12 protein-coding genes and 1 pseudogene are annotated in these 12359 nt (G+C 72.3%); 9 read left to right on the forward strand and 4 right to left on the reverse strand.

Annotation, left to right across the window (positions count from 1 at the left end):
* Positions 1 to 506 precede the first annotated feature (506 nt).
* The 5 genes from ACFYPJ_RS14340 (at position 507) to ACFYPJ_RS14360 (ending at position 3572) form a co-directional block, all read left to right on the forward strand.
* A complete protein-coding gene (locus tag ACFYPJ_RS14340) occupies positions 507 to 833 on the forward strand; it encodes a TlpA family protein disulfide reductase (protein ID WP_389015564.1) in 327 nt (108 codons plus the stop codon).
* Complete coding sequence (locus ACFYPJ_RS14345) at positions 830 to 997, forward strand: hypothetical protein (RefSeq protein ID WP_389015567.1); 168 nt, start codon at positions 830 to 832, stop codon at positions 995 to 997. The genes ACFYPJ_RS14340 and ACFYPJ_RS14345 overlap by 4 nt, the downstream gene beginning before the upstream one ends.
* Before the next feature lie 44 nt (positions 998 to 1041).
* Positions 1042 to 1551 (forward strand): flavin reductase family protein, encoded by a 510-nt coding sequence (locus ACFYPJ_RS14350; RefSeq protein ID WP_389015570.1) that lies wholly within the window; start codon positions 1042 to 1044, stop codon positions 1549 to 1551.
* Positions 1552 to 1769: 218 nt separating this feature from the next.
* Complete coding sequence (locus ACFYPJ_RS14355) at positions 1770 to 2558, forward strand: electron transfer flavoprotein subunit beta/FixA family protein (protein ID WP_389015572.1); 789 nt, start codon at positions 1770 to 1772, stop codon at positions 2556 to 2558.
* Positions 2559 to 2609: 51 nt separating this feature from the next.
* Positions 2610 to 3572: an electron transfer flavoprotein subunit alpha/FixB family protein gene (locus tag ACFYPJ_RS14360; RefSeq protein ID WP_389015575.1), complete on the forward strand. Its 963-nt coding sequence runs from the start codon at positions 2610 to 2612 to the stop codon at positions 3570 to 3572.
* A 73-nt stretch (positions 3573 to 3645) separates the two neighbouring features.
* Here ACFYPJ_RS14360 and ACFYPJ_RS14365 read toward each other — a convergent pair whose 3' ends face one another.
* The gene (locus ACFYPJ_RS14365) at positions 3646 to 4551 is read right to left on the reverse strand and encodes an endonuclease/exonuclease/phosphatase family protein (RefSeq protein ID WP_389015578.1); all 906 of its coding nucleotides are present in this window, start codon (positions 4549 to 4551) and stop codon (positions 3646 to 3648) included.
* A 220-nt stretch (positions 4552 to 4771) separates the two neighbouring features.
* Here ACFYPJ_RS14365 and ACFYPJ_RS14370 point away from each other — a divergent pair, with 220 nt between their 5' ends.
* A complete protein-coding gene (locus tag ACFYPJ_RS14370; RefSeq protein WP_389015581.1) occupies positions 4772 to 6073 on the forward strand; it encodes a DUF6986 family protein in 1302 nt (433 codons plus the stop codon).
* 174 nt (positions 6074 to 6247) lie between these two features.
* Here the strand turns inward: ACFYPJ_RS14370 and ACFYPJ_RS14375 are convergent, their stop codons facing one another.
* Together ACFYPJ_RS14375 and ACFYPJ_RS14380 are read right to left on the reverse strand one after the other, a co-directional pair.
* Positions 6248 to 7027, reverse strand: coding sequence for a hypothetical protein (locus ACFYPJ_RS14375; protein ID WP_389015583.1), 780 nt, complete (start codon positions 7025 to 7027; stop codon positions 6248 to 6250).
* Between the two features lie 6 nt (positions 7028 to 7033).
* Positions 7034 to 8095: a LacI family DNA-binding transcriptional regulator gene (locus tag ACFYPJ_RS14380; RefSeq protein ID WP_389015586.1), complete on the reverse strand. Its 1062-nt coding sequence runs from the start codon at positions 8093 to 8095 to the stop codon at positions 7034 to 7036.
* A gap of 203 nt (positions 8096 to 8298) precedes the next feature.
* On the opposite strand from ACFYPJ_RS14380, the gene ACFYPJ_RS14385 reads away from it, so the two are divergent.
* A complete protein-coding gene (locus tag ACFYPJ_RS14385) occupies positions 8299 to 9252 on the forward strand; it encodes an ROK family protein (RefSeq protein WP_389015589.1) in 954 nt (317 codons plus the stop codon).
* Between the two features lie 48 nt (positions 9253 to 9300).
* Here ACFYPJ_RS14385 and ACFYPJ_RS14390 read toward each other — a convergent pair whose 3' ends face one another.
* On the reverse strand, positions 9301 to 11364 hold the full coding sequence (locus tag ACFYPJ_RS14390; RefSeq protein ID WP_389015591.1) for an NPCBM/NEW2 domain-containing protein: 2064 nt from the start codon (positions 11362 to 11364) through the stop codon (positions 9301 to 9303).
* 448 nt (positions 11365 to 11812) lie between these two features.
* Between ACFYPJ_RS14390 and ACFYPJ_RS14395 the strand changes: the two are divergent.
* Positions 11813 to 12140 (forward strand): annotated as a pseudogene (locus tag ACFYPJ_RS14395) (DUF6191 domain-containing protein).
* A 7-nt stretch (positions 12141 to 12147) separates the two neighbouring features.
* Positions 12148 to 12339 carry a hypothetical protein gene (locus ACFYPJ_RS14400; protein WP_389015594.1) on the forward strand — a complete coding sequence of 64 codons (192 nt, stop codon included), beginning with the start codon at positions 12148 to 12150 and terminating at the stop codon, positions 12337 to 12339.
* The last annotated feature ends 20 nt before the right edge of the window (positions 12340 to 12359 follow it).

A 12359-nucleotide genomic window follows, 5' to 3' on the forward strand; every position in this document is an offset into this window, starting at 1 on the left:
CGTAGGTTTACGGCGCATCGCAGATCGTGCCCGAAGAACGGACGGGGAGCCAGCCTTGGCACCCCGACGCGGCGAGATACTCGTCACGTCGGCCCAGCGGTCGCGCCGGCCCGTCACCGCCGCCTCCGCCCGGCGCCGACACCGGCCCGCCGCGGCAGCAGGGACAACTCGCCCCCGGACAGTGGCCGAACGCCAGGTCCAGGAAGGCGGCGGCGAGCGCGACGCCGATGGCCAGGCGCGCCCGGCGACCAGAACCACAGCCGGAAACAGCCGCCGCCGCTCGCGCTGCCACGGCCGCCCCCAAGCGCGCCCCCCTCGCATCGTTGCCCGTGCCCGTGCCCGTGCCCGTGCCCGTGCCCGTGCCCAGGGGCCGAGCGCTCCGCAGCGAAAACAGGCGCGGGAGCCGGGAATCATTGCGGTCTCGTGAATGCTCCAGCTGAAGAGGGAGCGGATAGGCGGTGAGCGGCTATGGAGTGCCGGGCAGGCGGCGGAGCGGGAGGACACGGGTGCACGGACGGGACGAGAGCGAGCGACTGGGGGCGGCCGAGCTGGGCACCGAACTCGGGGCGCGGGCCACGCTCGTACAGTTCTCCAGCGCCTTCTGCGCGCCCTGCCGGGCGACGCGGCGAGTCCTCGGCGAGGTGGCCGGCCTGGTCCCCGGGGTCGCCCACGTGGAGATCGACGCCGAGGCCCGGCTGGACCTCGTACGGGAACTCGGCATCCTCAGGACCCCCACCGTGCTGGTCCTCGACGCGGCCGGCCGGGTGGTGCGGCGAGCCGCTGGGCAGCCGCGCAAGGTCGATGTCATCGCGGCGCTGGGGGAGGCGGTGTGACGCTGCCGCTCGTGACGCCGAAACAGCTGCCGGATGCCCGGGCGTACTTGACTGCGCATGCCACCTATCGTCAATCTGACCTCATGGTCAAGGAGCTCCTTCTCTTCGGGCGGGCGCACGTCGACCTGACCCGTACCGCGAGCGCGCGCTGTCCCGGCCGTTGAGCAGCAACGGCCCCGCTCGTCACCTCCCCGAGAAGGACACCTCCATGACGGCCACGCCCGGCCTCGGCGCCTCCCGGCCCGCCTCCACCGACCTGTTGCGCTCCGCCTTCCGGCGGCACGCCGCGGGGGTCGCGGTGATCACCGCCCGCGGCGCGCTGGGGCCGGTGGGCTTCACCGCCACCTCCCTCACCTCTGTCTCGGCCGAGCCTCCGCTGCTCTCCTTCGGCATCGGCATCGGCGCCTCCAGTTGGCCCGCAGTGTCCGAGGCCCGCCACGTCGGCGTCCACATACTCGGCGAGCATCAGCACGAGCTGGCCGCGACCTTCGCCCGCAGTGGCGCCGACCGGTTCGGTGCGCCCACCGCCTGGCGCGAAGGGCCGGAAGGTGTGCCGGTGCTCGGCGGAGTGCTCGCCTGGCTGGTGTGCCGGGTCGTCGAGCGGGTCCCCGCGGGCGACCACCACATCGTGCTCGCCGAAGTCGTGCTCGGCGACCCGGGCGGAGCGGGCCGCCCCCTCCTTTACCACGGGGGCGGCTTCAATGCGCTGAGGGACTGAGCGCGCTCCCGCCCCCCTGCGAAGCTGTCGGGTTCCGGTTACGCTGCGTTGCGCAGGTCACAGTTCAAAGCGCTTGCTCAGTGGGCAACAACTGAGTGTACTGACGAGTAATATGCAGTTCGGAGCGCGCGGCCGACCCGACCGGGATCGGCCGCCGCAGGCGCCTATGCTGCCTGGAAGAGGCAGACCGGAACAGACGAAGCAGTAGGAGAGCCGGCGTGAGCTTGAGGATCGTTGTCACTGTGAAGTACGTGCCCGACGCCACTGGCGACCGGCACTTCGCCGATGACCTGACCGTCGACCGGGACGACGTGGACGGCCTGCTCTCCGAACTGGACGAATACGCGGTCGAGCAGGCGCTGCAGATCTCCGAGAACTCCGACGACGACGTCGAGATCACCGTCCTGACGGTGGGCCCCGAGGACGCCAAGGACGCGCTGCGCAAGGCGCTGTCCATGGGCGTGGACAAGGCGATTCACGTCGAGGACGACGACCTGCACGGCACCGACGCCATCGGTACCTCCCTGGTGCTGGCCAAGGCGATCGAGAAGGCCGGGTACGACCTGGTGGTCTCCGGCATGGCCTCCACCGACGGCACCGGCGGAATCGTTCCGGCCCTGCTCGCCGAGCGCCTGGGCGTTCCGCAGGTCACCCTCCTGTCGGAGGTCTCGGTCGAGGGCGGCACGGTCAAGGGCCGCCGCGACGGCGACGCCGCCTCGGAGCAGCTGGAGGCTCAGCTTCCGGCGGTCGTGTCGGTCACCGACCAGTCGGGCGAGGCCCGTTACCCCTCCTTCAAGGGGATCATGGCGGCCAAGAAGAAGCCGGTCGAGTCCTGGGACCTGTCCGACCTGGAGATCGAGGCCGAGGAGGTCGGCCTGTCGGGTGCGTGGACGAAGGTCGACTCCGCGGCCGCGCGACCGGCCCGTACGGCGGGCACGATCGTCAAGGACGAGGGCGAGGGCGGCAAGCAGCTCGCCGAGTTCCTCGCGGGCCAGAAGTTCATCTGAGCCCGCAATCGCCGACCGCCCCTCAACTTTCGTACGCAGGAGAGCAATCCCATGGCTGAAGTCCTCGTCTACGTCGACCACGTGGACGGTGCCGTCCGCAAGCCCACCCTGGAGCTGCTGACCCTGGCCCGCCGGCTCGGCGAGCCGGTCGCCGTCGCCCTCGGCGCGGGCGCCGCCGACATCGCCGTCACGCTCGCCGAGCACGGCGCGGTGAAGGTCCTCACGCACGACGCCGCCGAGTACGCCGACTACCTCGTCGTACCCAAGGTCGACGCGTTGCAGGCCGCCCACGCGGCCGTGTCCCCGGCCGCCGTCCTGGTCCCGTCCTCCGCGGAGGGCAAGGAGATCGCCGCCCGGCTGGCGCTGCGCATCGGCTCGGGCGTCATCACCGACGCCGTCGATCTGGAGGCCGGCGCCGAGGGTCCGGTGGCCACCCAGTCGGCGTTCGCCGCGTCCTTCACCACCCGGTCCCGCGTCGCCAAGGGCACCCCGGTCATCACGGTCAAGCCGAACAGCGCGGCCGTGGAGGCGGCGCCCGCGGCCGGCGCGGTCGAGGCCCTGGACGTGACCTTCTCGGCGCAGGCGACCGGCACCAAGGTGACGGGCCGCACGGCGCGCGAGTCGACGGGCCGCCCCGAACTGACGGAGGCCGCGATCGTGGTCTCCGGCGGGCGCGGTGTCAACGGCGCGGACAACTTCGCGATCATCGAGGCGCTGGCCGACTCGCTGGGCGCCGCGGTGGGTGCCTCGCGCGCCGCGGTGGACGCGGGTTGGTACCCGCACACCAACCAGGTGGGCCAGACCGGCAAGTCGGTCTCCCCGCAGCTCTACATCGCCTCCGGCATCTCGGGTGCGATCCAGCACCGGGCGGGCATGCAGACCTCGAAGACGATCGTGGCGATCAACAAGGACCCGGAGGCCCCGATCTTCGACCTGGTCGACTACGGCGTCGTCGGCGACCTCTTCAACGTCGTCCCGCAGCTCACCGAGGAGGTCAAGGCCCGCAAGGGCTGATGCCCGCCGGGCCGGCCGTACGGGGCCCCGCGACCGCGTGCCGGTCGCGGGGCCCCGGTTCGTTCCGGTGCGGTCAGCCCAGGGCGAGGGAGGCCCGCACCGGCAGATGGTCGCTCGGGAACCGGCCGTCGGCGGAGAAGGTGTCGATCACCGCCCGCCGCGTGGTCACCCCCGGTGTGGTCAGGATCCAGTCGATGCGGTCGCCGTCCGGGGTCAGCGGCTGGTAGCCGTGGAAGGTGGCGTACAGCGGGCTGCGCTCGGCCGCGGTGTCCCAGGCGTCGACGAGACCGGCGGCCAGCAGCGTGCCGTAGACCGGGTTTCGGTGGGCGGCGACGTTGAAGTCACCGGTCACCACCAGCGGCAGCGAGCCGTCGAGGGTGCGGACGCGCTCGGCGATCAGTGCGGCGGAGCGCTCGCGCGCGGACTGGCTCGCATGGTCGAGGTGCGTGTTGAGGAGGTAGAACTCCTGGCCGTCCGCGTGCCGGTCCCGGAACCGCACCCAGGTGACCATGCGGGGGAGTGACGCGCCCCAGGCGGTCGAGCCGATCACGTCCGGGGTATCGGACAGCCAGAAGTGGTCGTACTCGGTCGGGGTGAGGCGATGAGTGTCGTAGAAGACGGCCATGAACTCGTCACGGCTGCCGTGCAGACGGCCGGTGCCGATCCAGTCGTAGCGTGGCCCGAGGTCGGAGGCGATGTCCATCAGCTGCGGGAAGAGGCCCTCCTGGGTGCCGATGACATGCAGGGCCGCGCGGTGCAGCAGGGCGCGCATCACCGGCCTGCGGACCGCCCAGCTGTTCGGCTCGGTGGTGCTCGCGAAGCGCAGGTTGAAGGACATGACCTCCAGTCCGCGGCTCGGCTCCGCCGGTTCCGGGGCGGCCGAGGCGGACGGTGCTGTACTGGTGAGGGGCAGGGCGGCCGCCGCGGACAGGGCAGCCTTGAGGCCCAGGCGGCGCGTGACTCGGCTGTGGTTCGGCACAGGGGCTCCTTCGGTCGTTGGGGCCGGACGAGTCGGTGGGCGAACTACGCGTGACACTGCCCACGGGATGGGCGTGAACATGACGACATGGCCGAGTGGCCGCCCGCGGACATGGTGTTGACCATCCGGAAGGCGCCCGGATAACTTCATTCTACGGATTGTTGATTCCGCTAGGCGGAAAAAGTAGCGGAGTGTCAGACGGAAAGCGGAGGGTGTGGCGATGGGCCAGCAGCAGAAGGTTTCGACGAGCCTCGCGGCCGCCGTCAGCGAGGACATCGGCGCGGCCCTCGCCCCCGTCGACGCCGAACTGGAGCGCCGCTACCCGGGAGACCCCGGCACCCGCCAGCCCGTCCACACCGTCTACGTCCCCGGTGACCTGTTCGCCGCCGACACCATCCGCACCTGGGGCGAGCAGGCCCTTGCGGCGCTCGACGAACACGCCCCGGACGCGGGCTCCTTCGCCGCCGTCCTCGGCCTCGACGACGAACTGGCCGGACCCGTGTACGACCGGATGCGCGCCAAGCTGGAGCGCGAGCCCGTCGAAGACCTCCGGGTCGACTTCGAGGACGGCTACGGGCAGCGTCCGGACGCCGAGGAGGACGAGGCGGCCGCGCGCGCGGCCCGGCTGATCGCCGAGGCGTACGCGCGGGGCACCGCGGCACCGTACATGGGCATGCGCATGAAGTGCCTGGAAGCCGCGGTGCGCGAGCGGGGCATCCGCACGCTCGACGTCTTCCTGACCGGCCTGATGGAGGCGGGGGGCCTGCCGGAGGGACTGGTCCTCACGCTGCCCAAGGTGACCTACGCCGAACAGGTCACCGCCATGGTGCGGCTGCTCGACGCCTTCGAGGAGGCGCGCGGCCTTGAGCCCGGCCGGATCGGCTTCGAGATCCAGATCGAGACCAGCCAGTCCATTCTGGCCGACGACGGCACGGCGACGGTCGCCCGGATGATCCGGGCCGCCGAGGGCCGCGCCACCGGACTGCACTACGGCACCTTCGACTACAGCGCCTGCCTCGGTGTCTCCGCCGCCTACCAGGCCGGCGACCACCCGGCCGCCGACCACGCCAAGGCGGTCATGCAGGTCGCGGCCGCGGGCACGGGCGTGCGCCTCTCGGACGGCTCGACCAATGTGCTCCCGGTCGGCCCGGCCGAACAGGTGCACGCCGCCTGGCGACTGCACTACGGCCTCACCCGGCGCGCGCTGGCCCGCGCCTACTACCAGGGCTGGGACATGCACCCCGGCCACCTGCCCACCCGCTACGCCGCCGTGTTCGCCTTCTACCGCGAGGGCTTCGAACCCGCGGCGGACCGTCTGGCCCGGTACGCCAACCGGGCCGGCGGCGCCATCATGGACGAGCCCGCCACTGCCAAGGCCCTCAGCGGCTATCTGCTGCGCGGCCTGGACTGCGGGGCCCTCGACCTCGCGGAGGTCACCCGGCTCACCGGTCTGACCCGCCCGGAGCTGGAGGGCTTCGCGGCGCCACGGCGCGGCGACCTCACCGCGTCGTCGGCCGGGTAGCGGACCCGGCGCGGCGGGCCGGCCGCGGCTCAACGGCTCCGTCGCCGGACGGGGTGCAGTGGCCGGACCGGGCACCGTACCCGGCGGCGTCGGCGCCCGGTGCTTCCCCGGCAGGGGACCTGGCCCGCCTCCGGCCGGACCGGGTGCACCCCGGGGCAGGCTGGGGATGCCGGGCTATTCCGGCCGGTCGCCGGTCCACCGGTCGGCCTGCCGCGCGTCGGTGTACCGCTCAAGGCCGGACGCCGTCGCCCAGCCCCGTTTCGCGAACAGCTCCGTGCCGCGGTCGCACAGCCCGGCGTCGGCCCGGGCCCGCGCGCAGAACTCCTCGGGCGTGCCGCCGAACAGCTCCCGCAACTCGGCGGACGCCCGCAGCAGCCGTGCGAGCAGCGGCCGTTGGCCCGGATGGTGCCGGGGCCCGCCGCCCCCGTCGCCCAGGACGCCGTGCCGGTTGACGTACGCGTACACCCCCGCGAGCGCCGTGCCGTCGGCCAGTTCGATCCGCACGTCGGGCGCGGGCAGCCAGGCCCGGTGGTAGTTCCCGGTGGGCAGCGGCACGCCCTCGCTGGCGTCGACCACCGCGAGCTGCCGTGCGTCGAGCCAGGTCACGAACAGCTCCCGCACCGCGGCGGGCGCGCGGAACGGTGCGGCGGAAACGTACCCCATGCGGCTCACGTGCGCGGAGACACCGATCCCGAGCCCCGTCACCCGGGCCTTCACCATGGGGACGCCGGAGGTGACCGCGGACTCGGCCATCTTGTGCCGCAACTGGCCCGGGCAGGCGTTGGAGCCGACCGCGAGGACCGGTACCCGGTCCGGGTACACCAGGCGGTCGACCGGCAGGATCCGGTCCCCGCACAGGAACCCGGAGTCCGCGGGCCAGGCACCCGGATAGTCCAGTGGATGGTCCCGCGGCGCCTCGGCGAGACCCAGTTCCTCCAGGGTCCGTCCCGTCATCGGCGCTCAGCCCGCCGGCGGCAGCTCGCCCGAACCACGGGTGACCAGCCGGGTCGGCAGTTCGATGCGCTCCGGGGTGACGAGGCTGCCGTCCAGCTGCCGGAAGAGGCGTTCGGCAGCGGTGCGGCCGAGGGCCGCCGCATCCTGGGCGACGACCGTGACGCCCGGCCGGAGCAGGTCGGCGAGTTCGATGTCGTCGAAACCGACCAGGGCGACGGGCCCGGTGTGCTCGGCCAGGACCCGGATCACGGTCACCGTCACCCGGTTGTTGCCCGTGAAGATCGCGGTGACCGGGGAGTGCGCGGCCAGCATCTCGGCGGCGGCGCGGCGCACCCGCTCCGGGTCGGTGGCGCCCAGGGACATCCAGCCGTCCTCGACCTCTATCCCGGCGTCCTCCATGGCCGCCCGGTAGCCGCGCAACCGCTCGGCCGCGGTGTGGATGCGGGGCATGTCACCGATGAACCCGATCCGGCGGTGTCCGTGGGCGATCAGATGGGCCACGCCGTCGCGGGCGCCGCCGAAGTTGTCGGACAGGACGACATCGGCGTCGATCTTCCCGGCCGGACGGTCCACGAACACGGTCGCGACGCCCGCCCTGATCTCCGGCTCCAGATAGCGGTGGTCGCCTCCCGCGGGGATGATCACCAGTCCGTCCACCCGCCGCGCGCACAGGGCCAGCGCCAGTTCCTGCTCGCGATCCGGGTCCTCGGCGCTGGAACCGTTGATCAGCAGGGCGCCGTGGGCGCGGGCCACTTCCTCGACGGCGCGGCTGAGCGGACCGTAGAACGGGTCGGCCAGGTCCTCCAGGACCAGGCCGATGCTGGCGGTCCGGCCCTTGCGCAGCACCCGCGCGCTGTCGTTGCGCCGGAAGCCGAGCGCGTCGATGGCCTCCTGCACGCGGCGCTCGGTGTCGGGGGTGACCCCCGGCTCGCCGTTGACCACCCGGGAGACCGTCTTGAGTCCGACACCGGCCCGGGCCGCCACGTCCTTCATGGTCGGACGGTTGCCGTAGCGGGACCCGGAGTGGCGGTCAGCGAGGCGGTCGGCGCGGCGGGTGGTCTCTGGCACGATGCGGCGTCCTGTCCTGTCATCCACGGGGCGGTGCGAAGGTCCATGGGTTCGTATGAGGATGTGGCGTCGAGCATAGAGCCTGGACAACGTTGTCAGATCCAGGGGAGACTGTCCACCGCAATCACCGGCCTGCGCCCCATGACGAGACCAGGCTGTCTCGCACTTCGTTTTCTCATGTTCGACGGGGAGATTCGACTCTGATGCACACCGACCTCGTGGCTGCGCTCGACATCGGCGGCACCAAAATCGCCGGCGCGCTGGTGGACGGCCACGGACGGATTCAGGTACGCGCCCAGCGTGCGACACCCGCTCAGCAGGACGGTGAGACCGTCATGCGAGCCGTGACGGAGGTGCTCGGCGAACTCGCCGGGTCGCCCCTGTGGGCGCGCGCGGGCTCCGTCGGCATCGGCAGCGCCGGCCCGGTGGACGCCTCGGCGGGCACGGTGAGCCCCGTGAACGTGCCCGGCTGGCGCGGCTTCCCGCTGGTCGAACGGGTCCGGGCGGCGACCGGCGGCCTTCCCGTGGAGCTGATCGGCGACGGCGTGGCGATCACGGCCGCCGAACACTGGCAGGGGGCCGCTCGCGGTCATGACAACGCGCTGTGCATGGTGGTCTCCACCGGCGTCGGCGGCGGTCTCGTCCTGGGCGGCCAACTGCACCCCGGACCCACGGGCAACGCGGGCCACATCGGCCACATCAGCGTCGACCTCGACGGCGATCCGTGCCCGTGCGGCTCGCGCGGCTGCGTCGAACGGATCGCCAGCGGCCCCAACATCGCCCGGCGCGCGATGGACTGCGGCTGGCAGCCGGGCCCCGACGGAGACGCCTCGGCGGCCGCGGTCGCGGCGGCCGCCCGCGCCGGAGACCCGGTCGCGGTGGCCTCGTTCGAGCGGGCCGCGCAGGCGCTGGCCGCCGCCATCGCGGCCACCGCGACCCTGGTCGAGATCGACATCGCGGTGATCGGCGGCGGTGTGGGCAAGGCGGGCGACATCCTCTTCGCCCCGCTGCGCAAGGCCCTCGGCGACTACGCGACCCTCTCCTTCGTCCAGCGGCTGACGGTGACCCCCGCGCAGATGGGCACGGACGCGGGTCTGGTGGGCGCCGCCGCGGCCGCGCTGGCGCGGAGGCCGGACGCGACCGCGGCGGGGGTCTGACACCGGTCGCCCGGTGCCGTCACAACGTTCACCGGCCGTCGGCCGGGCTCAGCAGCTGATCTGTGCGTCCGCCCAGTCCGCGTGGTCCGAGTCGATGCCGTCGCCGCCGTCGGTGACGACGAGCCGGACCACCTGGGCGCCGGTCACGTCCGCGGTCAGCGGCTGGGCTGGCATCGCGTTGGTCAGTACTCCGGTGGCGGCGGCCTTCGTGCCGTCGGCCCAGATCTCGAAGGTGACGGTGCCGTTCGCGCCCTTCTCGTCGTCGACCCCGACCTGCGCGGTGACCGTCTCGCAGGCGCCGCCCGTGTAGTAGGCGACGGAGCTGTCGGCGTGCACGCCGAGCCCCTTCGCGTACGTCGTTCCGCCCAGGGTGAGGGTGTGGCCGTCGCCGGCCGCGCTCTCGCCGTTGCTGGTGTCGCGTTCCACCGGGCCCCAGGCGTTGGTGGTCTCCAGCCACGGCAGGTCGCCGAGGTACGAGGTGCCGGACGGGGGCGGCACCGCGACGGACACGGTCAGCGGCAGCGCGCTGTCGACGGGCGTTCCCGAGGGTGAGCGGTACGCGGACTTCAGGGTCAGGCCGTACGACCCCGTCGGTGTGCCGGCCGGGGCGGTCACCCGCCAGCCGGTGCGCAGCGACCGGCCCGTCGCCAGGGAGGCTGCCCGGGTGGACGACGTGGGAGTGACGGTCCAGCCCTCGGGACCGGTCAGGGCCACGGACACCTGCCGGGCCGGGGTGCGGCCGAGGTCGGTGACCGTGGTCGTCAGCTCGGCCGGGGTGCCCGCCTCCAGGTACGGGCTGCCCTCCAGGCCGAGTTCGACGGCCGGCGGCTGCGTGGCCCAGTCGTGGTCGGCGAAGACCCGGAGGAGGACCGTGCCGTGCGCCGGTACGGTCGCGGAGACGGTGCCCGCGGTGTTGTAGCTCCGGTGCTGCCACAGGTCGCGCAGGGTGTAGCCGGGGGCGTCCGGAAGGCCCGCGGCCTGCGCGGTCGTCGTGATGCGCTGGGCGGTGCCGGACTCGTTGAACAGGGCCACCGTGCGGCTGCCGTCCTGCATCTCCTTGGTGACGACCCAGCGTCCGCCCTCCGACGAGACGACCGTGCCCTGCTTGCCCAGCGGGTCCTGGTCGACGGCGACGACCTCCTTGTTGTCCAGGATGTCGAAGGTCGACTGGGACGCCTTGCGCAGGTCGGTGCCGATGAGCAGCGGCGCCGCCATGACCGACCACATGGAGAAGTGCGAGCGGTACTCGGTGTCGGTCATGCCGCCGTTGCCGACCTCCAGCATGTCCGGGTCGTTCCAGCGGCCGGGTCCGGCGTACGGCGCGAGGGGCAGGTTCTGCTTCAGGATCGACAGCATCGATCCCCAGCTGTCGCTGATGTCGCCCGTCGTCCGCCACAGCTGGCCGAGGTCGCCCGCCCACTCCCAGGGCTTGTTCTGGCCCCATTCGCAGATGCTGTAGACGATGGGCCGCCCGGTCGCCCGCAGGGCGTCCCGCATGGTGGTGTAACGCAGCTTGGCGTCCACGCCCTGGTTGTTGCAGTTGTCGTACTTGAGGTAGTCCACCCCCCAGTCGGCGAACTGCTGGGCGTCGCTGTACTCGTGGCCGAGGCCGCCCGGGAATCCGGCGGGGTTGCACGTCTTGGTGCCGGCACTGGTGTAGATGCCGAGCTTGAGCCCTTTTCCGTGGACGTAGTCGGCGACGGCCTTGATCCCGCCCGGGAACCGGACCGGGTCGGGGACCAGCTGGCCGGCCGCGTCCCGGCTCGGCAGGGCCCAGCAGTCGTCGAGGTTGACGTACTGGTACCCGGCGTCCTTGAGGCCCTTCGCCACGAAGATGTCGGCGATGCCCTTGACCATCTCCTCGTTGAAGTCGGCGCGGCAATGGGTGGAGTTCCAGTTGTTGAAACCCATCGGCGGGGTGAGGGCCAGGCCGTCGGCGGGCGCGGCGGCCCGGGACGGCTCGGCCGCGGCGGGGGCGACGGACCCCGCTGCCGGGGCCGCCGCCGCGATGGCGGGGGAGACGAGGCCGGCCGAGCACAGCAGTCCTGCGGCGAGGGCCCCGACCATTCTTCGGCGGGCCGTGCGGGTGGTGCGGGTACGAGGGTGACGCATCGTTACGTTCCTCCGACTCGCGAAAGATGGGATGACGTCATGTTCGCGTCATGGCCGTCCGTTCACGGTAGGACGTGTCGGACTATGGTGGAAGAGGAGCGGTGACGGCCGACTGATATCGCGCCAAACTTCTTGATGGACACATTATTTGCAAGGGATGTCGCGCCACGCGTTCGGTTGTGTTGGATCACCTTCCTGAGGGCCGACGGGTGCACTCCTCGCCCGACCGGTGCGCGTCGTCCGTCGGCTCGCCCAGGACATCGGATGTACGGGCCTTCCAGGTCGCCGGTCATCTCCCCCGGAACCCACTCCGACCGGATGCCCGCCGCCGCGGTGCCGGACCGGGAGCACCCGACGTGGTCCAGATCACCGGGGTCCTGCCGCTGTCCTGGCCACAACCCCGGACCAGGCGGTTTCCCGGCCGAGCGCCGTCCCCGATACTCGGGACATGGAGTTCGTCGTCTTCATGACCTTGCCGGGGCTCGTCATCCTGCTCACGGTGATGGCCTTCGTCGACCAACTGCTGCTGCGGGCCGGACGCGCGGGAGTGCTGCCCTGGCGCAACGGAGCGAGGACCGGGCAGGTGTCGGCCACCGGATTCGAGCAGCTGCACGGCGCACTGTCACCGGGCAAGCAGCACGAGTTGCGGGAACGGCAGTCGGCGCTGCTGCTCCGCGACGACGACGAGGACGGGGCACCCCCCGCACCGCAGCACGGTGGACCTGGAGGGGGGAACGGCCGTCATCCGCGTGACTCCGGGCGGCTCGCACAGTTGATAGGGGCATGAAGAAGCGCAGCATGCTCGCCCTCGCCTCCCTCGCCACCGGCTTCGTCGTGGCCGCGATCACCCCGTCCCACGGGGTGGACCATGAGGTCCGCGACGATCTGAACGTCACGGACACGCTCGGCACCGTCGACCACGCCGTCGGCCAGGAGGGCCTCGCCGCCGCCGACCACGTCCCCTTCGAGGAGTAGATCCCCGGCTCCGGTCTGCC

It is taken from the genome of Streptomyces sp. NPDC006012, from assembly GCF_042871185.1.
In the GTDB taxonomy this organism is placed as follows: Bacteria; Actinomycetota; Actinomycetes; order Streptomycetales; family Streptomycetaceae; genus Streptomyces.